The organism is Corallococcus macrosporus, assembly GCF_017302985.1.
In the GTDB taxonomy this organism is placed as follows: Bacteria; Myxococcota; Myxococcia; order Myxococcales; family Myxococcaceae; genus Corallococcus; species Corallococcus macrosporus_A.
Genome location: NZ_JAFIMU010000012.1, coordinates 117,963 through 143,657, shown reverse-complemented (window position 1 = coordinate 143,657; position 25,695 = coordinate 117,963). Strand labels below are relative to the sequence as shown.

24 protein-coding genes are annotated in these 25,695 nt (G+C 70.4%); 19 read left to right on the top strand and 5 right to left on the bottom strand.

What is annotated here, in order from left to right; all coding sequences use genetic code 11:
* Positions 1-13: 13 nt before the first annotated feature.
* A complete protein-coding gene (locus tag JYK02_RS33630) occupies positions 14-1,000 on the top strand; it encodes a hypothetical protein (protein ID WP_207057008.1) in 987 nt (328 codons plus the stop codon).
* Here the strand turns inward: JYK02_RS33630 and JYK02_RS33625 are convergent, their stop codons facing one another.
* The gene (locus JYK02_RS33625) at positions 1,001-1,315 is read right to left on the bottom strand and encodes a hypothetical protein (RefSeq protein ID WP_207057007.1); all 315 of its coding nucleotides are present in this window, start codon (positions 1,313-1,315) and stop codon (positions 1,001-1,003) included.
* A 129-nt stretch (positions 1,316-1,444) separates the two neighbouring features.
* Here JYK02_RS33625 and xerD point away from each other — a divergent pair, with 129 nt between their 5' ends.
* The 4 genes from xerD to JYK02_RS33605 all read left to right on the top strand — a co-directional run bounded on the left by xerD (position 1,445) and on the right by JYK02_RS33605 (position 5,513).
* Positions 1,445-2,383 (top strand): site-specific tyrosine recombinase XerD, encoded by a 939-nt coding sequence (xerD, locus tag JYK02_RS33620; RefSeq protein ID WP_207057006.1) that lies wholly within the window; start codon positions 1,445-1,447, stop codon positions 2,381-2,383.
* 216 nt (positions 2,384-2,599) lie between these two features.
* Positions 2,600-4,129, top strand: coding sequence for a hypothetical protein (locus JYK02_RS33615; protein WP_207057005.1), 1,530 nt, complete (start codon positions 2,600-2,602; stop codon positions 4,127-4,129).
* 54 nt (positions 4,130-4,183) lie between these two features.
* Entirely contained in the window at positions 4,184-4,927 is a 744-nt protein-coding gene (locus tag JYK02_RS33610; protein ID WP_207057004.1) for a glutathione S-transferase family protein, read from the top strand.
* Between the two features lie 142 nt (positions 4,928-5,069).
* Entirely contained in the window at positions 5,070-5,513 is a 444-nt protein-coding gene (locus JYK02_RS33605; RefSeq protein WP_207057003.1) for a PAS domain-containing protein, read from the top strand.
* Between the two features lie 6 nt (positions 5,514-5,519).
* On the opposite strand, the gene JYK02_RS33600 is transcribed toward JYK02_RS33605, so the two are convergent.
* On the bottom strand, positions 5,520-5,903 hold the full coding sequence (locus JYK02_RS33600; protein ID WP_207057002.1) for a hypothetical protein: 384 nt from the start codon (positions 5,901-5,903) through the stop codon (positions 5,520-5,522).
* A 110-nt stretch (positions 5,904-6,013) separates the two neighbouring features.
* Here JYK02_RS33600 and sitA5 (JYK02_RS33595) point away from each other — a divergent pair, with 110 nt between their 5' ends.
* A complete protein-coding gene (sitA5, locus tag JYK02_RS33595; RefSeq protein WP_207057001.1) occupies positions 6,014-7,210 on the top strand; it encodes a SitA5 family polymorphic toxin in 1,197 nt (398 codons plus the stop codon).
* Positions 7,207-7,569 carry a DUF2019 domain-containing protein gene (locus JYK02_RS33590; protein WP_207057000.1) on the top strand — a complete coding sequence of 121 codons (363 nt, stop codon included), beginning with the start codon at positions 7,207-7,209 and terminating at the stop codon, positions 7,567-7,569. Before sitA5 (JYK02_RS33595) ends, JYK02_RS33590 begins: the two co-directional genes overlap by 4 nt.
* A 15-nt stretch (positions 7,570-7,584) precedes the next feature.
* Here the strand turns inward: JYK02_RS33590 and gcvA are convergent, their stop codons facing one another.
* Positions 7,585-8,496 carry a transcriptional regulator GcvA gene (gene gcvA, locus JYK02_RS33585; RefSeq protein WP_207056999.1) on the bottom strand — a complete coding sequence of 304 codons (912 nt, stop codon included), beginning with the start codon at positions 8,494-8,496 and terminating at the stop codon, positions 7,585-7,587.
* 129 nt (positions 8,497-8,625) lie between these two features.
* Here gcvA and JYK02_RS33580 point away from each other — a divergent pair, with 129 nt between their 5' ends.
* Genes JYK02_RS33580 through JYK02_RS33560 form a run of 5 tightly spaced genes read left to right on the top strand, consistent with a single transcriptional unit; the run spans position 8,626 to position 12,330 of the window.
* On the top strand, positions 8,626-8,907 hold the full coding sequence (locus JYK02_RS33580; protein ID WP_207056998.1) for a hypothetical protein: 282 nt from the start codon (positions 8,626-8,628) through the stop codon (positions 8,905-8,907).
* Positions 8,907-9,689, top strand: coding sequence for an SDR family NAD(P)-dependent oxidoreductase (locus JYK02_RS33575; RefSeq protein WP_207056997.1), 783 nt, complete (start codon positions 8,907-8,909; stop codon positions 9,687-9,689). The genes JYK02_RS33580 and JYK02_RS33575 overlap by 1 nt, the downstream gene beginning before the upstream one ends.
* Before the next feature lie 53 nt (positions 9,690-9,742).
* Positions 9,743-10,699: a homocysteine S-methyltransferase family protein gene (locus JYK02_RS33570; RefSeq protein WP_207056996.1), complete on the top strand. Its 957-nt coding sequence runs from the start codon at positions 9,743-9,745 to the stop codon at positions 10,697-10,699.
* A 45-nt stretch (positions 10,700-10,744) separates the two neighbouring features.
* A complete protein-coding gene (sitA5, locus tag JYK02_RS33565; RefSeq protein WP_207056995.1) occupies positions 10,745-11,971 on the top strand; it encodes a SitA5 family polymorphic toxin in 1,227 nt (408 codons plus the stop codon).
* On the top strand, positions 11,968-12,330 hold the full coding sequence (locus JYK02_RS33560) for a DUF2019 domain-containing protein (protein ID WP_207056994.1): 363 nt from the start codon (positions 11,968-11,970) through the stop codon (positions 12,328-12,330). Before sitA5 (JYK02_RS33565) ends, JYK02_RS33560 begins: the two co-directional genes overlap by 4 nt.
* On the opposite strand, the gene JYK02_RS33555 is transcribed toward JYK02_RS33560, so the two are convergent.
* On the bottom strand, positions 12,317-13,312 hold the full coding sequence (locus JYK02_RS33555; protein ID WP_207056993.1) for an RNA ligase family protein: 996 nt from the start codon (positions 13,310-13,312) through the stop codon (positions 12,317-12,319). The genes JYK02_RS33560 and JYK02_RS33555 overlap by 14 nt on opposite strands.
* A gap of 4 nt (positions 13,313-13,316) precedes the next feature.
* Complete coding sequence (locus tag JYK02_RS33550; RefSeq protein ID WP_207056992.1) at positions 13,317-14,504, bottom strand: DUF4388 domain-containing protein; 1,188 nt, start codon at positions 14,502-14,504, stop codon at positions 13,317-13,319.
* A 243-nt stretch (positions 14,505-14,747) separates the two neighbouring features.
* On the opposite strand from JYK02_RS33550, the gene trpS reads away from it, so the two are divergent.
* The 7 genes from trpS to JYK02_RS33515 all read left to right on the top strand — a co-directional run bounded on the left by trpS (position 14,748) and on the right by JYK02_RS33515 (position 25,694).
* Positions 14,748-15,761 carry a tryptophan--tRNA ligase gene (gene trpS, locus JYK02_RS33545; protein ID WP_207056991.1) on the top strand — a complete coding sequence of 338 codons (1,014 nt, stop codon included), beginning with the start codon at positions 14,748-14,750 and terminating at the stop codon, positions 15,759-15,761.
* A 202-nt stretch (positions 15,762-15,963) separates the two neighbouring features.
* The gene (locus JYK02_RS33540; protein WP_242589522.1) at positions 15,964-16,776 is read left to right on the top strand and encodes a segregation and condensation protein A; all 813 of its coding nucleotides are present in this window, start codon (positions 15,964-15,966) and stop codon (positions 16,774-16,776) included.
* The gene (gene scpB / locus JYK02_RS33535) at positions 16,763-17,764 is read left to right on the top strand and encodes an SMC-Scp complex subunit ScpB (protein ID WP_207056989.1); all 1,002 of its coding nucleotides are present in this window, start codon (positions 16,763-16,765) and stop codon (positions 17,762-17,764) included. The genes JYK02_RS33540 and scpB overlap by 14 nt, the downstream gene beginning before the upstream one ends.
* Positions 17,765-17,791: 27 nt before the next feature.
* Positions 17,792-20,458, top strand: coding sequence for a pseudouridine synthase (locus JYK02_RS33530; RefSeq protein ID WP_207056988.1), 2,667 nt, complete (start codon positions 17,792-17,794; stop codon positions 20,456-20,458).
* A gap of 97 nt (positions 20,459-20,555) precedes the next feature.
* Entirely contained in the window at positions 20,556-22,673 is a 2,118-nt protein-coding gene (locus JYK02_RS40945) for a HEAT repeat domain-containing protein (protein WP_207056987.1), read from the top strand.
* Positions 22,674-24,632, top strand: coding sequence for a cyclic nucleotide-binding domain-containing protein (locus JYK02_RS33520; protein ID WP_207056986.1), 1,959 nt, complete (start codon positions 22,674-22,676; stop codon positions 24,630-24,632).
* Between the two features lie 147 nt (positions 24,633-24,779).
* The gene (locus tag JYK02_RS33515) at positions 24,780-25,694 is read left to right on the top strand and encodes a hypothetical protein (RefSeq protein WP_207056985.1); all 915 of its coding nucleotides are present in this window, start codon (positions 24,780-24,782) and stop codon (positions 25,692-25,694) included.
* The last annotated feature ends 1 nt before the right edge of the window (position 25,695 follow it).

Sequence of the window (25,695 nt, the reverse complement as noted above, 5' to 3'; positions counted from 1 at the left end):
AGAGGGGGAAGTCTTGGCCGACGGCGACCCATCCGCGAAGCCTGTCGTTGACTCACCGGAGCGGGTTCCGGGCGCGCTCGCGCTGCTCGGCCTCCTGGTGTTTCGGCCCATTGATCTGCACTACCGGCTGCGCGAGGCGGGCATCCGCTCACCCGCGGGCCGCATCGGGCAGTTGTGGCGGGAGCAGGCCGAAGGAGGCCGCGCCGCGGGGGCCTTCGTGTCGCGCATGCTGCTCCTGCTCGTCGTGCTGTCGCCGAGCCTGACGGTGCTCGTGGGGCTGGGGCTGCGGCTCGCGGGCGTGCCGATGCGCGGCGTGTACCTGGTCTCCGCGGCGCTGTGCACCGCGGTGGGGCTGGTGGTGGCGCTGATATCGGGGCTCGCGTCGGGGGTGCTGCTGGGCTCGCTGGCGAGCGTGTCGATGCTGGCGGGACTGCACGCCACGGCGGGCGGCGCGTTCGGTCCGGAGTCCGGGGGCGCGGCGGCGGTGACGGTGGGGCTGTGCCTGGGCATCGTGTCCGGCCTGTCCGCGGGGAGCATCGGCGGCCTCGCGAGCGGGCGCGGTCCGTCCGTGCGCAACGTGCAGGTGGCGGCCATCGCGATGAGCCTCGTGCCCATGCTGGTGTGGAGCAGCGCCTCGTCGGTGTCCTTCGCGGGCGCGGTGGCGGCCAGCGCGCTGGTGGCCTTCCTGATGTGCGCGTTCCGGCTGCCGTTCTACGCGCTGGAGGTGCTGGCGCAGGCGGTGGCGTACGCGGTGGAGCGCTTCACCGGGAAGCCCACGCTGCGCTGGGTGCCGGTGCGTCACCACAACCTGAGCTACCTGCCGCACCCGTTCCTGGGCCGGCACCTGGCGCTGGCCGTGCGCTCGCGTCCGGCGGAGGTGCTGGCGGTGGCGGACGCGTGCCTGCGCTCGCCGGGCAACATCCTGGTGGGCTGGCCCTGGGTGGTGGAGGCGCTGGAGCGCGCGCACGCGCAAGAGGCCGCCACCGGCCCGCAGGCGTGACTAGCGCTTCTCCACGTTCGTGACGACCTTCGCGCCCACCTCGTTGGGGGCGTAGGTCAGCTTCACGGAGTCCCCGGCCTTGATGCCCTGGAGCGCGGCCTTGAGCTGGGGCTTCGACGTGTCGACCACGTAGGTGAGCGGCGGCGCTGAAGCGGTGGCGCCCTCCAGCTGGATGCTGGAAGGGCTGACGCTCTTCACCTTGCCCTCGCGCGTCTTCTGCGCCGTCGCCGTGGGCGCGGGCTGCTGCGCCAGCGCTGTCGCGCCCACGCTGCCCAGCGTGAGGACCGCCATCCACATCCATGCCTGTGCACGCATCTTCGCTGCTCCTTGTCCTGGGGAACCTGGACGCAGGGTGGCGCTTCTTCGCGGTGGAAGGCAACGCCGTGGGGGGTGGGCCCGTCAGGGAGTTGCCCCGGGGGGCGCGTCCGGTACCCTCCGGGGACCATGGAAGGACTGCTCGACGCGTTCATCGCCTTCATCCGCGCGGAGCGGGGGCTGTCCGGCAAGACGGTGGACGCCTACGCGGCGGACCTCACCGTGTACTTCGCGGACCTGCGCTCGCGCGGACGGGAGGACGTGGCGCGCGTCACCCAGGAGGACGTGCTCGCGCACCTGGTGACGCTGGGCAAGCAGGGCCTGGGGCGCCGCAGCCAGGCGCGGCACCTGGCCGCCATCCGCGTCTTCCACCGCTTCCTCGTCGCGGAGCGGATGGCGGACAAGGACCCCACGGAGGACGTGGACACGCCCAGGTCGCCCCGCAAGCTGCCCGTGTTCCTCACGCTGGAGGAGGTGGAGCAGCTGCTCGCCGCGCCCGACGAGCGCACCGTCACGGGCCTGCGCGACAAGGCCATGCTGGAGGTGCTCTACGCCACCGGCCTGCGCGTGACGGAGCTGTGCACGCTGGAGCTCAACAACGTCCAGCTGACGTCCGGCTACCTCGTCACCCGGGGCAAGGGCTCCAAGGAGCGCATCGTCCCGCTGGGGCGCGTGGCCATCGAGAAGGTCCAGGCGTACCTGTCCCTGTCGCGGCCGGAGCTGCTGGGCAAGCGTCAGGCGGACGCGCTCTTCGTCACGCCGCGCGGCGAGGGCTTCACGCGGCAGGGCTTCTGGAAGCTGCTCAAGCGCTACGCGCTGAAGGCCGGCATCCTGAAGCCGCTGTCGCCGCACAAGCTGCGGCACTCGTTCGCCACGCACCTGGTGGAGCGCGGCGCGGACCTGCGCGCGGTGCAGCAGATGCTGGGCCACGCGGACCTGGCGACGACGCAGATCTACACGCACGTCAACAGCGCGCGGCTGCGCAAGGTGTACGACGAGTTCCACCCGCGCAGCGACGCGTTCAAGCCGAAGCCCACCGCGCGCAAGCGCCCGCCCACGCCGGGGTGAGCGGGACCCTGACCCTGGGGGAGGGGGCGAGGGGCGTGCGTCGCGGGTGAACGCAATCGCTTGCGGTGAAGACGCGCGGAAGGCCTCGCGCTCGCGACACCGCGAGCCATTCCCAGAGCAAGCGAGGCATTCCGGGGGATTGGATCGCCGCGTGCAGTACCGCCGCGCGTTCCACCCCACTCGGGCGCGGTGCGGCCCACGAAGGACTGCTCGTCCATGAAGCGTTCCCGCCAACTCCTGATGTCTGGCGCGCTGGGCCTCACCGGCTGCCTGGCGCTGTCGCTCTCCGCCTGCAAGCTGCCCGAGGCCGACGCGGCCGAAGCGAAGTCTCCGCCCAAGAAGGCGCCCACCGCCAACGTGGTGCCGGCCTCCGCCACCGCGCCCTCGGACACGAAGGCGCGGACGCCGTTTGGCGCGGCCCGCGAGGCGTTCGAGCGCAGCGCCGTGAACGCCAATCCCTTCGCGGACAACAACGGCAGCATCCCGCCGTCCTGGCAGTACCAGGGCCCGCTGTTCAGCCTGAGCCATGACTATCCGCAGTCGCCCGTGGCGCCGCCGGCCAACCCGCCGTGGATCGCCGCGCTCAAGGGGCAGCCCATCTCGAAGGCCAACGCGCTCGCGTACGTCAACGCGCTGAAGGCGTACATCGCGCCGTCCATGCAGACGCTGCTCTACAACTATCCCCAGTGGGATGCGGCGAAGGCGGGCTGGTACAACGAGCCGTGGCTTGCCTCCATCCGGGAGAGCATCCACGGCACCTACGTGGGCTCCGAGTTCCCCGCGAGCACCTTCGCCGCGTCCGGCCTCAAGGTCGACATGACGACGTACGTGCTGACCTACTACGACAAGGTGGCGGCGTACGCGTTGGGGCAGGTGTGGGGCAAGACGGCCCTGAACCCCACGCTCACCAACACGTCCGCGCAGTTCCCGGAGGGTTCCATCGTCATCAAGGTCGCGTTGACGAGCGCGCTGGCCAGGGACTGGCCGGTGATGCAGGGCGCGACGCTGTGGCCCGTCTACGTCCCGCCGCCCAACGGCCCCACGAACGCGAAGCCGCAGGTGATGAACGCATCGGTGATGCAGTTCGACATCATCGTGAAGGACACCCAGACGGCGCCCAAGACGGGCTGGGTGTTCTCCACGCTCGTCTACGACATGCGCGTGCCCGGCAGCCCGTGGGACAAGATGATCCCCCTGGGCGCGATGTGGGGGGATGATCCGAACGTCAACTCCACGCTGAACCCGACCCAGCCGCTGCAGGAGACGGTCATCAACCCGGCGGCGCCCGCGTACTCCACGGCGACGCTGGGGTGGGGTGGCCGCCTGTCCGGGCCGAACGACGGCGCGGTGGTGGCGCCGGCCTCCATCAACGGCCAGACGGTGCCGGCGGTGCAGGCCTCGTCGTGCATGAGCTGCCACAGCGTGGCCGAGTGGCCCATGAAGACGTTCCTCCTGCCCACCACCACGATGCCTCCCACGACGACGGGGCCGAACAACGACATCCTGGTCCTCGAGCAGCCGGGTTCGCAGGCCTGGATGAAGTGGTTCCAGGACAACCCGGGCAATGTGCCGCTGGACCCCGGAACGGTGCCCATGGACTTCGACATGGTGTTCGCCTTCAAGTCCCTGCCCGCGTGGCAGGCGGCGACCCAGGGCAACAGCGGCATGAAGGCCTTCGAGGCCGCCGACAACGTCCGCGGCAAGCCGTCCGTCAACCCGCGCGACCTCAAGTACAACGGCCTGTAGGCCGCGCCACAATCCTGACAGAAGGCTGTCACAAGGCGGGGGTAGGGTGGCGCCATGAACGTCAACGCCCTGCCTCCCCTGACCCTGCTGGAACTCGCCGACCCGGGCCTGCCCGGGCTGGAGAGCTACTCTCCCTTCTGCCTCAAGGCCCACCGCGCCCTGAGGTACGCGGGGCTGCCGTACGCGCGCAGCTGCGCGGACAACCCGGCCTCGCACCGCGCGCACAACCCCACCGGCCAGGTGCCGGTGTTGCTGGTGGGGGCGGAGGCGGTGCCGGACTCCACGGCCATCCTCGCGCGCATCCAGCAGTTGGCGCCGGGCCGCATCGACGCCTCGCCGGAGGCGCTGCTCTGGGAGGAGCTGGCGGACACGTCCCTCAACGGCTTCCTGGTCGCATCTCGCTGGGCGGATGACCGCAACTGGCCCCGGACCCGCGCCGCGTTCTTCCACTTCATGCCGGCGCCGGTGCGCGCGCTGGTGCCGACGCTGATCCGCCGTAAGCAGGTGGAGCGGCTGGTGGCGCGAGACGTCTGGCGCGCGGGTCCGGAGGCCTGCTGGCGCCGGTTCGGGGCGCTGCTGGACCAACTGGACGCGCGAGCCCCGGAGCAGGGCTACTGGTTGTCCGGAGCGCTGAGCGTGGCGGACCTGGCCCTGTTCGCGCAGCTGCACAGCCTGCGTACGCCGCTCACGCCCTGGCAGGGCGCGGAGGTGGACCGGCGCGAGCGGTTGAGCGCATGGCTGGGACGGGTGGACGCGGCGACCCGCACCGCGAGCGTGCCCCTGCGCGCCGCGAGCTGAGGCGGGGAGGGGGCCCCCCATCCAATGCTTCCGTCCGATAGCGGAGGGTTGCGCACGCGTCCGAGCACACCACCCAACGATCAAACGTTGGACACCCGCATCGCACGGGCATGCCGGTCCTTGCCTCCTTTACGGTTTGCGCATGAACGCGACCCCCTTCACGCCCCCCTCTGGTGAACCAGTTCCCCTTCAAGCGACGACGATGGAGTCGCTCAATGACCTCATCCAGCGGGTCGACAACATGTCGGAAGTGGAACTGGATCACCTCCCCCTGGGGATGATCCAGCTGGACGGGCAGGGTCGGATCCTCAAGTTCAACCGGACCGAGGCGTCGCTGGCGCGCATCCAGGCGCGCGAGCAGATCGGCAAGAACTTCTTCTACGACGTGGCGCCGTGCACGCGCGTGCGGCAGTTCTTCGGCCTGTTCCAGGAGGGCGTGCGGGCGAAGAAGCTCTACCAGACGTTCGGCTTCGTCTTCCGCTTCGCGCACGGCGCGCGCCACGTGGCCATCACGCTGTTCTACAGCGACAAGACGGAGTCGGTCTGGGTCCTGGTGTCCGACAAGGCGATGCCCGGCGAGCGCTGAACCGCCTCAGCGCACGAAGCCCGCCACGGGGCTTTCGAAGACCTTGCTCACGACGTTCATCGTCCGGAGCCAGGCCTGCGCCTCCTCGCCCAGCCGCCCGTAGACGCGCACGTCCACGGGCCTCGCGACGCCGAGGAGCGCCTTGAACTCCGGCCAGCCGGAGAGCATCCGGATGTGCTCCATGACCCGGCGCGAGTCCGCGAACGTGATGACCGCGCCGACCTCCGTGTCCTCCGGCCGGGCATGGAACTGGATGCTGAGCAGGCTGCTCACGCCCTCTGTTTCCAGCCGCTGAACCGCAGCCTGGAGGGTGGAGGTGAAGACGTCGTAGGGCGCCGTCCGTTCGAGCACCTCCACCAGGGTGATCCGCTCACGGGCTGCCTGTTCCATCCGCACGCTCCAGTCCCATTTGGGATACCCATGGCCCGCGGTTCAGGAAACCGCCGGCCCGGGCAACCTGGCTTCCCCTCGCCTCAAGCCACGCGCTAGGGAGGGGGCTCATGGCCTTTCGGGTTCCTTTCGCGGTCCTGCTCGTCGCCTTGCTCAGTGCGTGCGCTGCCCCGAAGGGCAGGGTGTACAGCCCGCCGTCTTCCGTCCGACCCGTGGAGGTAGGGGCGGGGGCCTTCGAGAAGGCGCTGACCGAGCTGGTGCTGGGCACGCCGCTGCATCTCCGGGCATCGCGGTCAGGCAGTTGGGTGCGCGCTTCCTATTCCACGAGCGATGCGGACCGTGCCTTCGGGGGCTTCTGCGAGCCGGGTCTGCGTCGAGGCGACTGCATCTCGTTGCTCGAAGACGTGATGGGGCTGAGCGACTGGGACAAGTTCGGTGTAGCGCTGGCGCTGTCTCTTGAGCCCCTCAAGGCGAGCATCTCCAGGGCCGTGGAGGACACCCTGGCGCCGCAGCTCTTCTACTCGGTCATCGCCACAGGCCTCGTGACCTGGGCGGCGCTGGCCGCCAACCCCGAGCCTGCCTTCACCAAGGGCGCCGCGCTCGTGTCAGCCCTGCTCCTGGTCTACCTGGGGGCAGAGACGTTCCTGGAGCTGATTGACGCGAGTCAGGACCTGAAGCTCGCCACGGATGGGGCCTCCACGTGGGAGGAACTTGATGAGTCCGGTCAACGCTTCGCGGCCCGGGTGGGGCCGTCCATCGCGAGGGTGCTGGTCCTCGCGACCACGGTCGCGGTGAGCCACGGCATGACCGGTGGCGCGTCGTTGCTGGCGGCACGGCTGTCGACGCTGCCGAACTTCCCGGGAGCCTCGAGCATTGGTGTCCAGGTCGCGAGCCTCGATCAGGTGCGGGCCGTGTCCGTCTCGGGAGGCGTCATCACGCTCGCGCTTCCATCCACAGCGGTCGCGATGGTAGCGAAGGGGAGTGGAGCACCTCCAGGCTCCTGGAACTCCTTCAGCGCCTTCAAGAGGGCACGGGGACCCGCGGGCCCAGGCAAGCAGTGGCACCACATCGTCGAACAGACGGACGGCAACGTGCAGCGCTTCGGTCCCCAGGCCCTGCACAACACCGACAACGTGATCGCCATCGACGAAACCATCCACCAGCGAGTCAGTGCGTACTATTCATCGACGGACCGACTCACCACGGGAGGGCAGATGACCGTGCGGCAATGGTTGCGCAGTCAGTCGTTCCAGGCCCAACGGGACTTCGGCATGATGATCCTCCGGCGCTACGGAGTTGTCCCTTGAGTCCCCGAAAGTTTCAGAAGGCCAGCATCGAAGAGCTCATCCAGTGGTACTCGGAAGGCTCCATCGCCTACGGACAAGCGCTGGAGGCTGCGGACTCGAGGTCTGCCAATCGAGCCAACGATAAGGTCTGGGGGGCCTACCAGGAGCTTCGGAACCGGGATGCGACGTCGCGGCTCATCCCGCTCCTCACGAGTGAGGATGAAACCCTCAGGACTCACGCCGCTTCGCATGTCCTGGAGTTCGCTCCCGAGCTTGGCGAACCCGTCTTGCTCTGGATCGCCAAGCGTCCAGGGCTCGTTGGGTTCCGTGCGGAGCACGCCCTCAAGGCCTGGCGTGAGGGCACGCTCAAGTTCTCCTGAGCCCCTCTGCATCACCTAGCCGGAGGCCTCGCGCATCAGCCAGTCACGAAACGCCACCACCTTCGGGAGCGTGGCGCACTCGGGCCGGTAGACGACGTAGTAGGCCAGCACCGAAGCGAACTCGACCTCCGGGAACAGGCGCACCAGCCGGCCGGCCGCGAGGTCGTCGCGCGCCATGATGCTGCGGGCCAGGGCCACACCTTGTCCGTCGATGGCCGCCTGCAGCACCGCCGCGGAGTTGTTGATGCGCAGGCCCCGCTTCGTGTCGACGTCGCTTGCACCTGCCTTCTCGAGCCAGGCCTCCCACGTGGCGAATCCCGAGCGGGCATCCACGGACCGGTCGTGGATGAGCCGGAGCCCGTCCAGCTCCGAGGGCCGGCGCATCCGGCGCCCCTGTCGCAGGAGCGCGGGGGAGCAGACGGGGAAGACCTCCTCGTCCAGGAGCTTCTCGGCGGTCAGCCCGGGCCAGCCCCCGGCACCGTAGCGCACGCCGATGTCGATGCCACGCGCGGCGAAGTCGAGCAACTCGGTGGACGCATCCAGCCGCACGTCCAGCTCCGGCCACGCTGCCTGGAACCGTTCGAGCCGTGGCAGGAGCCACTTGGCCGCGAAGGCGGAGCTGACGGTCACGGTCAGCACGCCCGTTGACGAGACATCCTTCAGCCGTGCGACGCCGGCGCTCAGTCGCTCGAACCCCGCGCGGATGTCCGGCAACGCCCGCTGGGCCGCCTCGGTGGGGATGAGCCGTTTGTGTCCGCTCGTCCCCCGGTGGAACAGCGGCGTGCCAAGCGCCTCCTCGAGGCTCCGCACGAGCTGGCCCACCGCCGCCGGCGTCACGTGGAGCTCGGCGGCCGCGGCGGAGAAGCTCTCGTGCCTGGCCGCTGCTTCGAAGGCACGCAGGGCATTGAGGTGTTCGGGTGCGCTCATGAGCGGTCAAGATTTCCTTTGCCGCAGGCCAAGAAACTCCCGTTTGCGACAGCGGGCGTTCGGGACGATGAATCTCGCGTCGGATAGCTGAGCTTTCACGTACCACGAACGCAACGACGGAGGACACCCATGGTCTACCTGCAGATCACCCTGAAGATTTCTCCCGCCAATCGCCCGGATGCCGCTGGCGTGTACCAGCGCTACAAGGCCCCCTTCCTCAACACCATCGCCGGTGCGAAGTCGAAGGAACTCCTCGTCCGTGACGAGGACGTGCAGGTGCTGCACGGCTTCGAGACGGCGCAGCAGGCCAGCGCCTACCTCAAGACCGACCTGTTCAACACCGACGTCGTGACCGCGCTGAAGCCGCTCCTCGACGGCGCGCCGGACGTCCGCATCTACGAGGCCGCCTGATGCGTGCGCGATTCACGGAGCAGAAGCTCATCGTCGTCGGCGGGACGAGCGGCATGGGGAAGGCCGTGGCCCGGACTGTCCTCGAAGAGGGCGGAAGGGCGGTCGTCATCGGGCATCGAGACGACAAGCTCCAGGCCGCGGTCGCGGAGCTGTCCGCGTTCGGGCCCGTGGACGGCCTGCGCGCGGACATCACCTCCGGCCCCGAGCGACAGGCCCTGGTGGCCCGGCTTCAGAGGGACCACGCGGACGCGACGCTGCTGGTCAACGCGGCAGGCGTCTTCGTGCCGAAGCCCTTCCTGGAGCACGACGAACGCGATTACGACCTGTACCTCGACCTCAACAAGGCCGTCTTCTTCATCACACAGGCCGTCGCCAGGTCCATGGTCGCGCTGCGCAAGGGGGGCGCCATCGTCAACATCGGATCGATGTGGGCCCGGCAGGCCATCGAGGCCACTCCCTCGTCGGCCTATTCGATGGCCAAGGCAGGACTGCACTCGCTGACCCAGCACCTGGCGATGGAGCTGTCCGGCCATGGCATCCGCGTCAACGCGGTTTCGCCAGCGGTCGTCGAGACCCCGATCTACGAAGGCTTCATCCCCAAGGAGCAGGTCCACGGCACGCTCCAGGGGTTCAACGGCTTCCATCCGATCGGCCGCGTGGGAAGCGCGGAGGACGTCGCGCGGACCATCGCCCACCTGCTGTCGAACGACACCGCGTGGGTCACCGGCGCCATCTGGGATGTCGACGGCGGTGTCATGGCAGGTCGCAACAAGTACAACTGAGCGGCCAACGCGGCGAGGTTCCGGAGGGTGCTGACGATGCGGGAGGAACACGGATGACGGTCCTGGCGAGATACGCACCCTTCCTTCGTGCCTTGCACGAGGCGCCGCTGCTGCTCGCGGAAGGCTCCGTGGTCGAGCGCCTGCGTCGGCATACTGCGGGACTGCTGGATCCGCACGTGGCGAACGCGGGCCTCCTCTTCAGGCCGGAGGGACGAGCTGTGCTCGCCGACATCTACCGCGACTACCGGGACATCGGCCTGCGGCACGGGCTGCCTACCGTCCTCCTCACGCCCACCTGGCGCGCGAATGCGGAGCGGCTTGAGCGCGCGGGACTCGCCGGCCGGGACGTCTTTGGTGAGGCGGTGGGTCTGCTGGCGGACCTGCGTGACGAGGTAGGCGACCGGGGCACAGGCGTCTTCATCGGCGGGCTCGTCGGGTGTCGCGGGGATGCGTACCAGCCCGCGGAGGCCCTGCCGCGCGAGGAGGCCGCGGCATTCCACGCGCCGCACGTGGAGGCGCTCGTGCAGGCTGGTGTGGACTTCCTCGTGGCCCAGGCGCTGCCGGCGCTCTCGGAGGCCGAGGGCCTGGCGCTCGCGATGGCACGCACGGGAGCGCCGTTCCTCCTGAGCTTCGTCTTGCGTCCCAGTGGGATGCTGCTCGACGGAACCCCGCTGGGTGAGGCCGTGGCGCGCATTGATGCCCTGCCCGGAGCACGCCCGACGGCGTACATGGTGAACTGCGTCCATCCCTCCGTCTTTCGCGAGGGAATGGCGCGCCAACTGGAGGCATGGCCCGGACTCGGTAAGCGTGTGGTGGGATTGCAGGCCAACACCTCCCGCCTCGCACCCGAGGAACTCGACGGACGGGCGGAGCTCGACAGCGAATCGCCGGACGCCTTCGCGCGGGAGATGGCTCGCGTGCGCGTGGAGCTCGGCACGCGCCTGCTCGGCGGATGCTGTGGCACCGATGAGCGGCATATCGCCACGCTCGCGAGGGTCCTGACGGGTTGAGCAGGTGTGGGAGCGGATCCGGGGCAAAGGCGGCTAAAGAGCCTCATGGCCTTTCGGGTTCCTTTCGCGGTCCTGCTCGTCGCATTGCTCAGTGCATGCGCTGCCCCGAAGGGCAGGGTGCGGCTGGATACCGGCGAAGGGGCACCCATCGAGTACAGCCCGCCGTCTCCCGTCCGGGCCGTGGAGGTAGGGGCGGGGGCCTTCGAGAAGGCGCTGACCGAGCTGGTGCTGGGCACGCCGCTGCATCTCCGGGCATCGCGGTCAGGCAGTTGGGTGCGCGCTTCCTATTCCACGAGCGATGCGGACCGTGCCTTCGGGGGCTTCTGCGAGCCGGGTCTGCGTCGAGGCGACTGCATCTCGTTGCTCGAAGACGTGATGGGGCTGAGCGACTGGGACAAGTTCGGTGTAGCGCTGGCGCTGTCTCTTGAGCCCCTCAAGGCGAGCATCTCCAGGGCCGTGGAGGACACCCTGGCGCCGCAGCTCTTCTACTCGGTCATCGCCACAGGCCTCGTGACCTGGGCGGCGCTGGCCGCCAACCCCGAGCCTGCCTTCACCAAGGGCGCCGCGCTCGTGTCAGCCCTGCTCCTGGTCTACCTGGGGGCAGAGACGTTCCTGGAGCTGATTGACGCGAGTCAGGACCTGAAGCTCGCCACGGATGGGGCCTCCACGTGGGAGGAACTTGATGAGTCCGGTCAACGCTTCGCGGCCCGGGTGGGGCCGTCCATCGCGAGGGTGCTGGTCCTCGCGACCACGGTCGCGGTGAGCCACGGCATGACCGGTGGCGCGTCGTTGCTGGCGGCACGGCTGTCGACGCTGCCGAACTTCCCGGGAGCCTCGAGCATTGGTGTCCAGGTCGCGAGCCTCGATCAGGTGCGGGCCGTGTCCGTCTCGGGAGGCGTCATCACGCTCGCGCTTCCATCCACAGCGGTCGCGATGGTAGCGAAGGGGAGTGGAGCACCTCCAGGCTCCTGGAACTCCTTCAGCGCCTTCAAGAGGGCACGGGGACCCGCGGGCCCAGGCAAGCAGTGGCACCACATCGTCGAACAGACGGACGGCAACGTGCGGCGCTTCGGTCCCCAGGCCCTGCACAACACCGAGAACGTCATCGCGATGGATGAAGTCGTCCATCAACGGATCAGTGCGTACTACTCGTCCAAGGACGCTCGCTTCTCAGCAACGCAGACCGTGCGACAATGGCTGAGCGGCCAATCCTTCCAGGCCCAACGCGACTTCGGCATGACCGTCCTCGGGTGGTTTGGAGTTCTTCCATGAGCACTCGCAAGTTCCAGAAGGCCAGCATTGAGGAACTCGTCCAGTGGTACGAGGAGGGTGCCATTGCATACGGACAGGCCCTGGATGCTGCGGACTCGCGGTCCGCCAATCGCGCCGCCGATAAGATTTCGGGGGCGTACCGGGAGCTTCGGAGTCGTGGCGCGACGTCCCAGCTCCTTCCATTGCTTCAGAGCAAAGATGAAACCGTGCGTTCCCACGTCGCAGCCCACGCGCTGGAATTCGCTCCGGAACTCGGTGAGCCGGTACTGCTCTGGATCGAGAAGCGTCCGGGAATCAATGGGGTCGCTGCGAAATACGCGCTCAAGGCCTGGCGCGAGGGCACGCTCAAGTTCCCCTGAGCAGAGACCGACCGCTGGCGGCGTCCAAGGCCTGTTGGATGAGAGGTTGGGCAAGCTCGCGAATGTGCGCGGACAGCCGCTCCTCGCTCGCCGGATCCAGGGACTGACACGCGGAGGGGAAGGCCAGCTCCAGGTCCACCCGCACATCCAACTCCACCTCGCTCACGATGGCCTCCACGTCGGCGCGCCCGCACTTCGAAAGGGCACTGGCGATTCGCGCGGGATTCACCAGCCGTGAGGACCAGCCCTGGAGCTCGGCGATGGACAGGCGCTGGTGGGCATCCCAGGCCGTGCTCTCGTCGAAGCGGGCCTCGTCGAACTCCTCGATCTTCCGCTTGAAGGCCGCACGCTGCCCGGGCGCCATGGGTTGCTCGCTCTTGATGACGAGCCCCTCCGCCCAGTTGTCCGCCAGCGGGGGCAGGCCCAGCACCGCGGGGAGCCGCGTCAGCGCCCGCGTGGGGGCGGCTTCCATCTGCGCCCGGGCGCCTCGCGCCACAATGGGAGGAGTCAGCACCCCGGCTGCCTTCGCGGCCGTCTCCACATCGCGATGCGCGAGCATCACGCCTTCGTCCTCGTCCGACCGGGCCACGAGGATATCGAACAGCACCCAGTGAAGGTCCGGCGCGTACCAGATGCCCGTCTGGACCGGCATCATTCCCGGCACGGCGGGGACGTCCGGATGGGGATAGCGGCCTCCCAGCAACTCTCCGTACAGATAGACGCGCGCGTCGGTGAGCCCCAGCGCCTGGACCGCCCTCAGCGCCGCGTTGCTCAAGGACAGGCGCAACAACTGCCATCCAAAGAAGGAGTCCCCCTCCTCAAGCCACGCCTTGCGCTTGCCAAAGTGCACCGCCCCGTCCTGCACGCCCAGGACGAGTTGCGCACCATGCAGTTTCTCCAGCGCCACCCAGCTCCCCGAAGGACTGGCCTGCCCCCGTGCATCACCCGCGGAGGACATCTTCAGGAAGGGTCGGAAGCGCATGGCCTCAGCTACCGCCCAGGTCCGCCAGGTTCAACCCATACGGATCCGTGGTCGTGCGCCTCGGCGCGGGCTCCACGGCTCCGGGTGCCAGCGGGGCCACGCGGATCAGCCCCGCGGCCCTCAGCCTGTCCACGGACCGGGACGCGGCCAGCTCTCCCATGGCCGCCGTGCGCAGGGCCTGACGGATGCTCCGGCTGCCCCTCAGCTTCGAATACAGATACAGGTCGTCCGCCGTCAGGTCCGGTGGGGCAGGGCGGGGGATGGGCTCGAACACCAGCCTCCCGTCCAACGCGAACAGCGCGTCACTCAACGCCAGCGTCAACCCCACCTCCGCCTCGCGGTACAGCGCGTGCGCCTCCGGCACCGGCCCCCGCTCCAGCACCTGCGCCGCCAGCGCCACCGCCAGGTCGTATTTGCGCGACGACAGGAACGCTCGCACCAGCGCCAGCAGCTCCGTGAACTCCGTGGACTCGCCCACCGTCAGCCCCGTGGCCCGGTGCGGCGCCAGCGCTCCTCGGCGGTACAGGTGCAGCACCCAGCGCGCCGCGAACAGCGGGGCCTCCCTCGCGCTCGCCAGCAGCTCTCCCAGCGTCGCGCCTCCCGCCGCCAGGTCCAGCAGCACGTCCTCCTCCTCGGAGAAGGTCTCCACCGCGAACTCGCGGTACACGCGGAACGTCGTGTCCAGGCGCGGGAAGATGTCCCGGAACTGCGCCCACTCCTGCACCCTCGCCACCGCGTCCCGGTGCAGCGTGCTCAACGGCAGCCGCAACCCCACCGCGCGCCCCGACAACGGCAGCCCCGGTGTGAACTCCACCTCGCCCGACTCCCACGCGTAGCAGTCGAACAGCGCCTCGCGCGCCTTGTGCTCCATCGCCTCCGTCAGCTGCGACAGCTCCACGAAGCAGCGCTGCACCAGGAACGTGCCGTAGGGCAGGTTCGCCCCTTCCGCCGCCTCGAACGCCGCCGCCGCCCGGGGCGCGTCCAGGATGCGCAGGTTCACCAGCACCTGCGCCAGGTGCTCCCTCGGATCCGTGGAGGCCACCCCCACCAGGTGCCCGTCCCGCAGGTAGAACTCCCGGCGCACCGCGCCCCGCTCCACCCGCAGCGTCCCCTCCACCCCGGACGTCGTGAACAGCGGAGGCAACACCAACTGGAGCCGGTAGCTGGCCAGGTTTCCCGTGAACGCTTCCATCCGTGGGCGCCCTCCAAGGCGGGCCGCATGCTGCGTGGGCCGCCAGGGTAGCGGGAGACCCGAGACCCCTCAACCCCTCGAAACTGCTGGGCTTTTCCTGCCAGGGCGAAATGTTCCAGGAGGGCAGGGCGCGCGAATGTCAGGCGTTGAAAGGGCCCACCTGTCCCAACGGAAGGTTGCAGCATGACGGCGGGTGTGCGAACGAGCCGTGTCCTCCACCCGTCATTCGGAGCGCGAATCGCGATGCGGATTCTCTCAGGCGTCCAGTCGTCCGGAAGGCTGCACATCGGCAACTATTACGGGGCGATGCGGCAGTTCGTGCAGCTCCAGGATCAGGGCGAGGCCTACTACTTCATCGCCAACTACCACGCGCTCACCACCGTGCGGGATCCGAAGCTGGCCCTGGACCTGACGCGCGACGCGGCCCTCACGTACCTGTCGCTGGGCCTGGATCCGAAGAAGGCCGTCCTCTTCCGCCAGAGCGACGTCAAGGAGGTCCTGGAGCTCAACTGGATCCTCGGCACCGTGGTGCCCCAGGCGCACCTGGAGCGCGCGCACAGCTACAAGGACAAGGTCGCCAACAACATCAGCCCGGACTTCGGCCTCTTCGCCTACCCGGTGCTGATGGCGGCGGACATCCTGCTCTACAGCGCGGATCAGGTCCCGGTGGGCAAGGATCAGATCCAACACATCGAGTTCGCGCGCGACTGGGCCGTGAAGTTCAACACCCAGTACGTCCCCGGCTACGACCCCGCGGATCCGGAAGGCAAGGAGCGGGGCCACGCGCCCGGCATCCTCAAGCTGCCCGCCGCCTTCGTGCAGGAGAGCGCCGCCACGGTGCCCGGCATCGACGGGCGCAAGATGTCCAAGTCCTACGGCAACACGCTGGAGCTCTTCGGCGAGGAGAAGGACATCAAGAAGCGGATCATGTCCATCAAGACGGACTCCACGCCGGTGGAGGCCCCCAAGCCCACCACGGACGCGCCGCTCTACGACCTGCTCAAGCTGATGCTCCCGCCCGGCGAGTTCTCCGACGTGGACGCGTCCTGGAAGGCCGGCGGCAAGGGCTACGGCGACTACAAGAAGAAGCTGCTGGAGGCCTTCCACACCACCTTCGGCCCCGCCCGCCAGCGCCGCCAGGAGCTGCTCAACGACCCCGGTGAGCTGGAGCGCATCCTCCACGCCGGCGCCGAGCGCGCCCGGGCGGAAGCCACCCGCCTGATGGACCAGGTGAGACGGGCCGTGGGAATCCCCTGAACACCCGTTCCTGTTCAAATGTTTGACCCACCTGGGAGGCATTGCTAAGGAGGTCTGTCCCCCCGGCGCGCGCTAAAGGCCGGAAATTCGGACCCTTTCGCATGACGAAGTTCCCATCCCCCCAGAAGGACGCCGGCCGGTGAGCGAAGGTCGCAAGCCCCCACCGCCCGACGACCTCCCGCCAGACCCCGACGGGGAGGGATTGCCGCGCACGCCCGGAGACGCCTTCCGGGTGGCGCTGCCCAACTTCGAGGGTCCCCTGGACCTGCTGCTCCACCTCATCAAGGAGCACCGGGTCGACATCTTCGACATCCCGCTGGCGCTGATCACCGCCAAGTACCTCGAGTACATCGAGCGGATGCGGGAGCTGAACCTGGACATCGCCGGCGAGTTCCTGGTGATGGCCTCCACGCTCGCCCACCTGAAGAGCCGCATGCTCCTGCCCCGGCAGGACGCGGCCCAGGTGCCGGAAGGGGCGGACGTGCTCGCGGCGGTCGAGGAGGCGCAGGACCCTCGCGCGGAGCTGGTGCGGCGGCTCCTGGAGTACCAGAAGTACAAGGAGGCCGCGGAGCACCTGGCCATGCAGGACATCCTGGACCGGGACGTGTTCGCCCGGAAGGTGCCCGTGGAGGCCGTCCCCATCCCGGAGGACGAGGTGGGCCTCCAGGAGATCAGCGTCCTCAAGCTGGTGGAGGCGCTCGACCGGGTGCTCGAGCGGCTGACGCCCAAGGTGCAGCACGAGGTGGTGCTGGAGCGCGTCAGCCTCTCCGAGGCCATCCTCCGGCTGGCCGAGCGGGTGAAGAAGGACGGGCAGGTGGTGTTCGAGGCGCTGTTCACGGAGGCGGCCACGCGCCAGGAGGTGGTCATCACCTTCATCGCCATGCTGGAGATGGTGAAGCGCCGCCTCATCAAGGTCTTCCAGGAGGAGCCCCTGGGCCCCATCCAGGTGACGCCCAACGGGGACGCGCTGGAGAAGCTCGTCCCCACGGAGGTCGACGAGAGTGACTACCGGTAACGGTCCCGACGACGCGGACGAGACGCCCGCCCCCGGCACGCCCGGCGGCCCCGGACAGTTCTCCGAGGAGGAGATCGCCTCCGTCACCGGCCCCGGCCCCGACGACGCGGAGCTGGACGGGGTGGAGGCGGCCGCCATCGAAGAGGGCTCGGACGACGACGACAACGTCCCGGACCTCCAGTCCTCCTTCGAGAAGCTGCTCGCCAAGAGCCGCAACCTCTCCCCGGACCGCATCCGCACGGTGCTGGAGAGCGTGCTCTTCGTCGCCGAGCGCCCCCTGTCCGTGGACGAGCTGTACCAGGCCACCGGCATCCAGCGAGAGCCCATCCTCCAGGCGCTGGATCAGCTCTCCGGCATCCACCGCGAGGGCATCAGCGGCGTGGTGCTCTACGAGGTGGCGGGCGGGTGGCAGTTCCGCACGGACCCCCACTCCGCGGAGTACGTCCGGCGCTACCTGCGGGTGAAGCCGCAGCGGCTCACCCGGGCGGCGGTGGAGACGCTGGCCATCATCGCGTACCGCCAGCCCGTCACCCGGCCGGAGCTGGAGGACATCCGCGGCGTGGACTGCGGCGCGGTGCTCAAGGCGCTGATGGACCGCAAGCTGGTGAAAATCCTGGGCAAGCGGGAAGAAGTCGGCCGGCCCATCCTTTATGGAACGACCAAGGAGTTCCTGGAGTTCTTCGCGCTGAAGGACCTCTCCGCGCTGCCCACGCTCCGGGAATTCCATGAATTGACCCAGGAGCACCGGGAGATCGTGGAGAAGGAGGCGGCGCCCCCGGCTCCGAAGGCGGAAGGCACGGTGGCGGCGCTGTCGGACCCGAACTTCACGAAGCGGATGGAGAAGAACGAGGCGGCCAGCGAGGCCGCATTGGAGGAGTTGGAGGAGGCCATGGCCGCCGCGGAGCGGAGCCAGAAGGTCAGCTCCAGCATCCTGGAAAGCCCCCCATCGCCCGAGAAGGGTGATAGCGAGGGGCCCAAGCCCGAGTGACGGGCGGCAACTGGAAGAAGGCAAGGCATGGCGGCGGAACGTTTGCAGAAGTACCTGGCTCGCGCGGGAGTGGCTTCGCGCCGGCACGCGGAAGAACTCATCACCTCCGGTCGCGTCGGAGTGAACAACGAGACGGTGACGGAGCTGGGCAGCCGGGTGGAGCCCGGGGTGGACCTGGTGACCGTGGATGGGAAGCTCGTCACGCCGCCGGAAGAATCGTCGTACTACCTGCTCTACAAGCCCGTGGGCGTCGTGACGACGCTGTCGGATCCGCAGGGCCGGCCCACGGTGGCCAGCTACCTGGAGGAGACGGGCCGCCGCCTGTTCCCCGTGGGCCGTCTGGACTACGACGCCGAAGGGGCGCTGCTCTTCACGGATGACGGGGCGCTGGCGCACAAGCTCACGCACCCGTCCTTCCAGGTGCCGCGCACGTACCTGGCCAAGGTGAAGGGCGTGCCGGACATGCCCACGCTGGAGAAGCTGCGCGGCGGTGTCCGGCTGGAAGACGGCATGGCCACGCCGGTGTCGGTGGACATCTTCGAGAAGGCCGAGCGCAACACCTGGCTGAAGATCGTCGTCGCGGAAGGCCGTCCGCACCTCATCAAGCGCCTGTGCGCGGCGGTGGGGCACCCGGTGGTGCGCCTGTTCCGTCCGAACTACGCGGGCGTGGGCGTGGAGGGCTTGCGCCCCGGCGAGCTGCGTCCGCTGAAGGTCTCCGAGGTGAACCAGCTCACGGAGGTGGCGGAGGGCCGCGCGCAGCCGAACGCCGCCGAGCTGAAGCTGCCGCCGCGCCGTCACGGGCGCTCCGCGCCGGGCTTCAACGGGCCGGATGACGACGACGTCGAGCTGTCCATGGACGACGACGCGCCGGTGGCGCCTCGCAAGGCGGAGCGCACGGAGAAGAAGGCGCCGACGGGACCGAAGACCCGCGAGGCGCGTCCGGAGCGCAAGGAGTGGAAGGGCGTGCAGGACGGTGGCACGCGTCCGCCGAAGTTCGCGAAGCGCGGGGCGACGCTGGAGACGGACGGCGGCGACGCGGACCTGGACCTGGATGACGTGCCGTCGTTCGACGACGACGGTGAGGAAGTGACGGAGTCCGACGCCGCGGAAGGCGCCACCTACGGCAAGGCCGCGCGAGGCGCGGGCCGTACGGGCAAGGCTGACGGTGAGCGTGCACCCCGGGGCGCCGCGAAGTTCGGCAAGCCGGCCCGCGAGGGCGGTGCGTCGCGCGGCGGCCGTTTCGGTGCCGAGGGCGGTGCGTCGCGCGGTGGCGGCCGTTTCGGCAAGCCGGCTGGCGCGGGCCGTGGCGGTGACGAAGCACCGCGCGGGCGTTTCGGCAAGCCGGCGGGCCGTGGCGGTGACGAGGGGGGTGCTCCTCGCGGCCGTAGCTTCGGCAAGCCGGCCGGTGGCAGCCGCTTCGGTGGCGAAGAGGGCGGCGCGCCGCGTGGTGGCCGCAGCTTCGGCAAGCCTGCCGGTGCCGGTCGTTCCGAGGGCGGCGCGGGCCGCTTCGGCAAGCCCGCGGGCCGCTTCGGTGACGAAGGTGGAGCGCCGCGTGGCGGCGGTCGGTTCGGCAAGCCGGCCGGTGCGGGTCGTGGCGGTGACGAAGCGCCTCGCGGCCGTAGCTTCGGCAAGCCCGCGAGCCGCTTCGGTGGCGAAGAGGGCAGTGCCCCTCGTGGCCGTAGCTTCGGCAAGCCGGCCGGTGCGGGTCGTGGCGGTGACGAAGCGCCTCGTGGACGCAGCTTCGGCAAGCCCGCGAGCCGCTTCGGTGGCGAAGAGGGCAGTGCCCCTCGTGGCCGTAGCTTCGGCAAGCCGGCCGGTGCGGGGCGTGGCGGTGACGACGCTCCTCGTGGCCGTAGCTTCGGCAAGCCGGCCGGTCGCTTCGGTGACGAGGGTGGCGCGCCGCGCGGCCGTAGCTTCGGCAAGCCAGCGGGTCGCTTCGGTGACGAGGGTGGCGCGCCGCGCGGACGCAGCTTCGGCAAGCCTGCCGGTCGCTTCGGTGATGAAGGCGGTGCCCCTCGTGGCCGCGGCTTCGGCAAGCCCGCCGGTGCCGGTCGCTCCGAGGGCGGTGCGTCGCGCGGTGGCAGCCGCTTCGGCGGCGAAGAGGGGGGTGCTCCTCGCGGCCGCGGCTTCGGCAAGCCCGCGGGCCGCTTCGGTGATGAGGGTGGCGCTCCTCGTGGCCGCGGCTTCGGCAAGCCCGCCGGTGCGGGCCGTGGCGGTGACGACCGCGCTCCTCGGGGTCGCTCCTTCGGAGACGAAGGCGGCGCGCCTCGCGGACGCAGCTTCGGCAAGCCCTCCGGTGGCAGCCGGTTCGGCAAGCCCGCGGGCCGTGGCGGTGACGAGGGCGGTGCTCCTCGGGGCCGTGGCTTCGGCAAGCCCGCGGGTGCGGGTGGCGACCGCCCGGAGCGCCGGGAGTGGAAGCCTCGCGGTGAGTCCGCGGGTCGTCCCGAGCGCCGGGACTTCAAGCCTCGCGGTGAGTCCTCCGGCAGCCGGTCGCGCGGCGGTGAGTCCGCGTCCAGTAGCTCCGGCGAGCGCATCGTCCGCGCGGGCGTGAAGAAGGCACCCCCGGGTGAGCGCGGCGGCGGCTACCAGGACTTCAAGGAGCGCAAGACGCGCGACGCCGAGCCCCGCTGGAGCAGCAAGGCGCCTCGGGGAGGGGCAGGCCGTCCGCCTCCTCGCGGTGGCCGCTCCCGCTAGAACATCCGTCCTCCTGGGTCGCTCCGTCGGTGGGCGGCCCGGGAGGGCGTTGATATAAGCACCGCCTGGCTTCACCGTCCGCCGCTCCGGGAGAACGATGCGAATCCGCGTGCGACCCCTCTTCCTCGCCCTGACCCTGCTCGTCGGGTGCAATGGCAACCGGGATCAGCTCCTCGCGGAGATCCAGGACCCCCGTCCTGAAGTCCGCGCCGCCGCCGTGAAGAAGCTGGCCGCGCAGAACAACCCGGACGACCTGGTCCTCTTCACCCGCGCCGCCAAGGACCTCTCCGCCATCGTCCGGGGCGAGGCCGCCGGAGCGCTCGGGGAGAGCCAGGACTCGCGCGTCGTGGACCTGCTCGGAGAGCTCCTGGAGGATCCGGACGAGGCCGTGCAGGGCCAGGCCGCCCTGGCGCTCGCCAAGGTGAAGAGCGACAAGGCCAAGGCGTACCTCACGCTCCAGTACGGACGGCGGGGCCGCGCCACGCGCCAGGTCATCGTCCAGGCGCTCAAGAGCGCCAACGTCCCCGGCGCCATGGCCACCGTCGTCGCCGCCGAGTCCAAGGGCCTCTGGGACCGCAACCTCCTGGCCCTCACCGAAGGCGCGCTCCCCGAACGCGTGGGCGCCGCCGAAGAGCTGGGCAAGAGCGGCCGAGCGGAGGCCGTGAACCGGCTGCTGCCCATGGTGCGCGACAGCCAGGTCATCCTCGCCGCCGCCGCCGTGCGCGGGCTGGGAGACGCGGGCGACACCCGCGCGGTGGCCCCCATCGCGCTGCTGCTCGACGAGAGCTTCCCGGAGCTGCGCGAGTCCGCCATCGGCGCGCTGATGAAGCTGCAGGACCCGACCGCCGCGACGAAGCTCCAGGCCGTGGCGGTGGAGAAGAGCGCGGTGAGCCCGCTGGCCACCGAGGCCATCCTGACCTTCCCGCGCACGCCCACGACGGACGCCGCGCTGTGCGCCATCGCGCTCGACGGCGCCCGGGACGAGGCCCTGGACGCCGGCCACGCCATGCGCTCACGAGGCGGCTGCCCGGCGGAGCCCATCGCGGAGCGGCTCTCGCGCCCGGCCACCGCGGCGTCGGGACTCCAGGCGGTGACGGGCCTGGGCCCGGCGGCGCAGGCGCTGCTGCCCAAGGTGACGCCGTGGCTGAACCAGCCGGACGTGGCGCTGCGCACGCTCGCGGTGGAGGCCGTGACCCACGTGCGCGACGCCTCCGTGGTGCCCGTCATCCAGAAGCTCTACGAGCAGGAGGTCGCCGGGCTCACGGCGCTGCGCGCGGACTGGGTCACGCAGGCGCTGCCGCAGAAGTACGCCGCCAACATGGATCCGTCGGCGCCGCGTCCGGAGGCGCTCAAGGGGGCGGAAGACAACCGCTCCGCCAAGCACGCGCAGCTCTTCGAGCGGCTCCAGGCGCTGAACGCGGCCCGCGCGAAGGAGGCCGGCCGCGTGGTGGTCCCGCCGCGAGTCCCCTCGGAGCTGAGCGACGACGTGGATCCCGCGAAGCTGCAGCCGCTGGCCACGCTCCTGACCGCGCTGGGCACGCTCAAGGCGCCCGGAGCGCTGGAGGTGCTCAAGGGCTACGCGGAGGACGCCAGCCCCGTGCTGCGCGCGGCGGCGCTGGTGGGGCTCACGTCCGTGGGACCCGAAGGCATCGAGGTGGCCCGCGCGGCGCTGCTGGAGCCCGACCGCGAGCTGCAGAAGACGCTGGCGCTGGCGCTGGCGGAGCAGGGTGAGGCCGGGCAGCTGGCGCTGGTGGCATCGCTGCCGAAGATGGGCAGCGAGAAGCTGGTGGTGCTGGACGCGCTGAAGCGCGTCGGAGCGCCGCCCGCGTCCTCGTCGGAGGCGCTGCAGGGCGTGGTGAAGGAGGGTGGGGCGGAGGCGGCGCTCGCGGCGCAGCTCCTGGGACGGATGGGCGCGAAGGACGCGGTGCCCACGCTGCTCAAGGCGCTGGACGACTCCAACAGCGTGGCCCGGCGCGACGTGCTGCTGGCGCTGGGAGTCATTGGCGACGCGAAGTCCGCGGAGGTGGTGGGGCGCGACCTGTACCACGACCTGCCGGAGATCCGCGCCGCGGCGGCCACGGCGCTGCGCAAGATGAACTCGGGCGTGGAGGCGGAGCCGCTGGACGCGCTGAAGGGCGACTACTTCCGGGAGGTCCGCGTCGCCGCGGGCGCCTCGCCGACGAAGGAAGGCACGGCGGCCGGCGGGGCGCGGTGAATGGAGCTGCGCGCGCTCAAGGACAAGGCGACGGAGGCCTTCAGCAAGGGCCGGTTCGCGAAGGCCGCTGAGCTGTACCAGGACTACTGCCAGGCGGATCCGAAGGACCACCAGAGCCGGCTGCGAATGGGCGACGCGTGGGCCAAGGCCGGGCAGCAGGACCGCGCCATCTCCGCGTACCAGTCCGCGGCGGAGGGCTTCGCGAAGGAGGGCTTCCTGCCGCGCGCCATCGCCGCGAGCAAGCTGATCCTCGAGCTGGATCCGTCCCATCAGGGCGTGCAGCAGATGCTCGCGGATCTGTACGCGCGCAAGGGCACGCCGGCCACGTCCAGGGCGAAGCCGAAGGACGCAGCGCCCCAGCAGCCCCCCGCGAGCCTGATCACCCAGCACGAGGCCCCGCCCACTCCGAAACCCGCCGCGCCCCCCGCGCCCCTGGAGGCGGAAGGCGTGCCGGTGGACCTGTCGGACTCGCTCCCGCCGGAGCTGGCCCTGCCCCAAGCGCCCGCCACGGATGACACCGAAGTCGTCATCTCCGTCGAGGTGCAGGTCGAACCCACCCAAGACGAACCCGCCTGGGACCTGACGCCCGAAGCGTCGGATCAGCCAGTCACTGCCGCCCCGGCGCCAACCCTTCCTCCGCCGTCCGCCTCACCGGCCGAAGCCGCTCCGACGGGCCAGTCCGTCCGTGTAGCGCCGCCGCGCCCCCCGCCGTCCCCATCCCCCATGCCCGAGCTTCCCCAGACCCGGACACCCAGCGGACGCTGGCAGGCCCTCGCGCCGCCCATCACGGGTCCCGACACCGCCCCGGCCCCCACCGAGCCGAAGGCCTCCTCCCAAGCGGCACCTCCAGGCCTGCGCCCGCGCCGTACCGATGCGCCCGCCAAGAGCACGGTCACGCCCGCCGCCGGAGCCTCCGTGGTGCCCACCACCGCCGGAGCCCCGGAGCCGTGGCGCGCGTCCCTGCGCGTCTCCAGCTTCACGGAGCTGGAGATCGAAGCGGACTCGCTGCTGCACGCGGTGGAGCTCGCGGCCCAGCGCGGCCTGTCCGAACACGCGACCGAAGAGGAGCCCGTCTACGAGCTGACGGAGGAGGCCGAGCCTACCACCGGCACCTGGGACGCGCTGCCCTCCATCCCGCTCTTCTCCGACCTGCCGCGCGACGCGTTCATCCAGCTCTTCGAGCGCTGCCCGCTGCGCCGCTTCGGCCCCGGTGAGCGCATCCTCGCGCAGGGCACGCACGGCGACGCGTTCTACGTCATCTGCGAGGGCAGCGTGCGCGTCTTCCGCGAGGAGGACGGCCGCCGCCAGGACCTGGCCACGCTGGCGGACGGAGCCTTCTTCGGCGAGATGGCGCTCCTGTCCGGAGCCCCGCGCGCCGCCTCCGTGGAGTCCCTCTCCGACGACACGCAGGTGCTCGAGATCTCCGCCTCCGTGCTCGCCACGCTGTCGCGCAGCCACCCGCCGGTGGCGAAGGCCCTCAAGAAGTTCTGCCGCGAGCGCCTCCTCGCGAACGTGATGAACAGCTCCGCGCTGTTCCGGCCGTTCAACCGCCAGGACCGTCGCGGACTCGTGGAGCGCTTCCGGGCCCGCGACGTCGAGCGCGGCGACGTCATCATCCGCGAGGGCGACGCCACCGACGGCCTCTACGTCGTCCTCTCCGGCGAGGTGGAGGTCCACAAGAACGGGCAGCCGCTGTCGCGCCTGAAGGAAGGGGACCTCTTCGGAGAGATCTCCCTCCTGCAGAAGACCCCGGCCACCGCCACCGTGGAGGCCTCGCGCCACACGACGCTGCTGCGCCTGCCGCGCGAGGACTTCGACTCGCTCATCTCCAGCCACCCGCAGGTGCTGATGCTCGTGTCGGACCTCAGCGACGAACGCCTGCGCCGCACGCAGCACGTGCTGGGCACCGGAGCGGACGCCGCGCCGGACACCGACGACGAGGACCTCATCCTCGTCTGAGGCAGGCGCCCTCACGGGTCCCACGGCCCGCGTCCCACCCGCGAAGTCACCCGGTCGGACTCACGCCGGACGACCCGTCAGGCCCACGGGAAAGCGGGGCAGGGCGCCAGGTTGTGACACCCGGAAGCGCCCGCTATCCTGCCCTGCATGGCTGGAGGCCAGCACGCGACAGCGGGATTGGGGCCCGACGACATCGCCGAGCTGGAAGCCATTGGCTCCGAGCCCGGCTATGACGCGTTCGTCGCCCCCGCGCGAGCCCTCGAAGGCGCCGTGGAGGAGTGCCGCTCCAACATCGCGCTGGCCTTCCACAACACGAAGCGCGGCGTGGACAGCGTGCTGGCCCGCGAGGCGGAGGTCGCCACGCTGCCGGGCGTGACCATCGCCGAGCTGCGCGACCTGCCGCTCCTCGCCCAGGGCCTGGCCTTCGCGGCGCTCCGAGTCCAGCGCGACATGCGGGCCAGCGCCTTCGGAGGCCTCTTCGACCGCGCCCAGCAACTGCGCCGCAAGCTGCTGAAGACGGCGGAGGCGCTCGCGGAGGCCTCCTTCCTCACCGCGAGCGACGTGTCGGCCGCCCACGGCGAGGGCCACCGCGACGTGGTGGGGGACTGCCTGGGACTCGTGGCGCTGTTCCGCCAGCACGAGGCGAAGCTCGCCGGCCGCTCGCCCGTGACGCCCGAGGACGTGAACGAGGTGGAGCGTGTCGCGCAGCAACTGCGCGCCCTGCTCGTGGCCCCGGGCGAGGCCCGCGACACCGGGACCTCACCGCTGCTCTTCGAGGCCACGGAGACGCGCGATCGCTTCTGGACGCTGCTCACCCGGCGCCACGATGTCCTCTGGCGCTGTGGCGCGTGGCTCTTCGGCCGCGACGTGGACATGCACGTGCCGCCGCTCCAGGCCCGCCACCCGCTGGTGCGCGCCGTCGTGCCCACGTCCATCGAACGCGCGAAGCAGCAGCAGCCGGCGAAGCGCGGGGCGACCCCGATCGACTACCCCTCGGACAGCAACGTGCGCTCCAAGGTCCGCTTCATGGTGAAGGTCGGCTTCGACTTTCCCTCCCGCTAGA

Coding starts and splice junctions, on each gene's coding strand:
- JYK02_RS33625 (WP_207057007.1), bottom strand. CDS start 1,315: ATGCGTGCACAGGCATGGATGTGGATGGCGGTCCTCACGCTGGGCAGC.
- xerD (WP_207057006.1), top strand. CDS start 1,445: ATGGAAGGACTGCTCGACGCGTTCATCGCCTTCATCCGCGCGGAGCGG.
- JYK02_RS33615 (WP_207057005.1), top strand. CDS start 2,600: ATGAAGCGTTCCCGCCAACTCCTGATGTCTGGCGCGCTGGGCCTCACC.
- JYK02_RS33610 (WP_207057004.1), top strand. CDS start 4,184: ATGAACGTCAACGCCCTGCCTCCCCTGACCCTGCTGGAACTCGCCGAC.
- JYK02_RS33605 (WP_207057003.1), top strand. CDS start 5,070: ATGAACGCGACCCCCTTCACGCCCCCCTCTGGTGAACCAGTTCCCCTT.
- JYK02_RS33600 (WP_207057002.1), bottom strand. CDS start 5,903: ATGGAACAGGCAGCCCGTGAGCGGATCACCCTGGTGGAGGTGCTCGAA.
- sitA5 (WP_207057001.1), top strand. CDS start 6,014: ATGGCCTTTCGGGTTCCTTTCGCGGTCCTGCTCGTCGCCTTGCTCAGT.
- gcvA (WP_207056999.1), bottom strand. CDS start 8,496: ATGAGCGCACCCGAACACCTCAATGCCCTGCGTGCCTTCGAAGCAGCG.
- JYK02_RS33580 (WP_207056998.1), top strand. CDS start 8,626: ATGGTCTACCTGCAGATCACCCTGAAGATTTCTCCCGCCAATCGCCCG.
- JYK02_RS33575 (WP_207056997.1), top strand. CDS start 8,907: ATGCGTGCGCGATTCACGGAGCAGAAGCTCATCGTCGTCGGCGGGACG.
- JYK02_RS33570 (WP_207056996.1), top strand. CDS start 9,743: ATGACGGTCCTGGCGAGATACGCACCCTTCCTTCGTGCCTTGCACGAG.
- sitA5 (WP_207056995.1), top strand. CDS start 10,745: ATGGCCTTTCGGGTTCCTTTCGCGGTCCTGCTCGTCGCATTGCTCAGT.
- JYK02_RS33560 (WP_207056994.1), top strand. CDS start 11,968: ATGAGCACTCGCAAGTTCCAGAAGGCCAGCATTGAGGAACTCGTCCAG.
- JYK02_RS33555 (WP_207056993.1), bottom strand. CDS start 13,312: ATGCGCTTCCGACCCTTCCTGAAGATGTCCTCCGCGGGTGATGCACGG.
- JYK02_RS33550 (WP_207056992.1), bottom strand. CDS start 14,504: ATGGAAGCGTTCACGGGAAACCTGGCCAGCTACCGGCTCCAGTTGGTG.
- trpS (WP_207056991.1), top strand. CDS start 14,748: ATGCGGATTCTCTCAGGCGTCCAGTCGTCCGGAAGGCTGCACATCGGC.
- JYK02_RS33530 (WP_207056988.1), top strand. CDS start 17,792: ATGGCGGCGGAACGTTTGCAGAAGTACCTGGCTCGCGCGGGAGTGGCT.
- JYK02_RS40945 (WP_207056987.1), top strand. CDS start 20,556: ATGCGAATCCGCGTGCGACCCCTCTTCCTCGCCCTGACCCTGCTCGTC.
- JYK02_RS33520 (WP_207056986.1), top strand. CDS start 22,674: ATGGAGCTGCGCGCGCTCAAGGACAAGGCGACGGAGGCCTTCAGCAAG.
- JYK02_RS33515 (WP_207056985.1), top strand. CDS start 24,780: ATGGCTGGAGGCCAGCACGCGACAGCGGGATTGGGGCCCGACGACATC.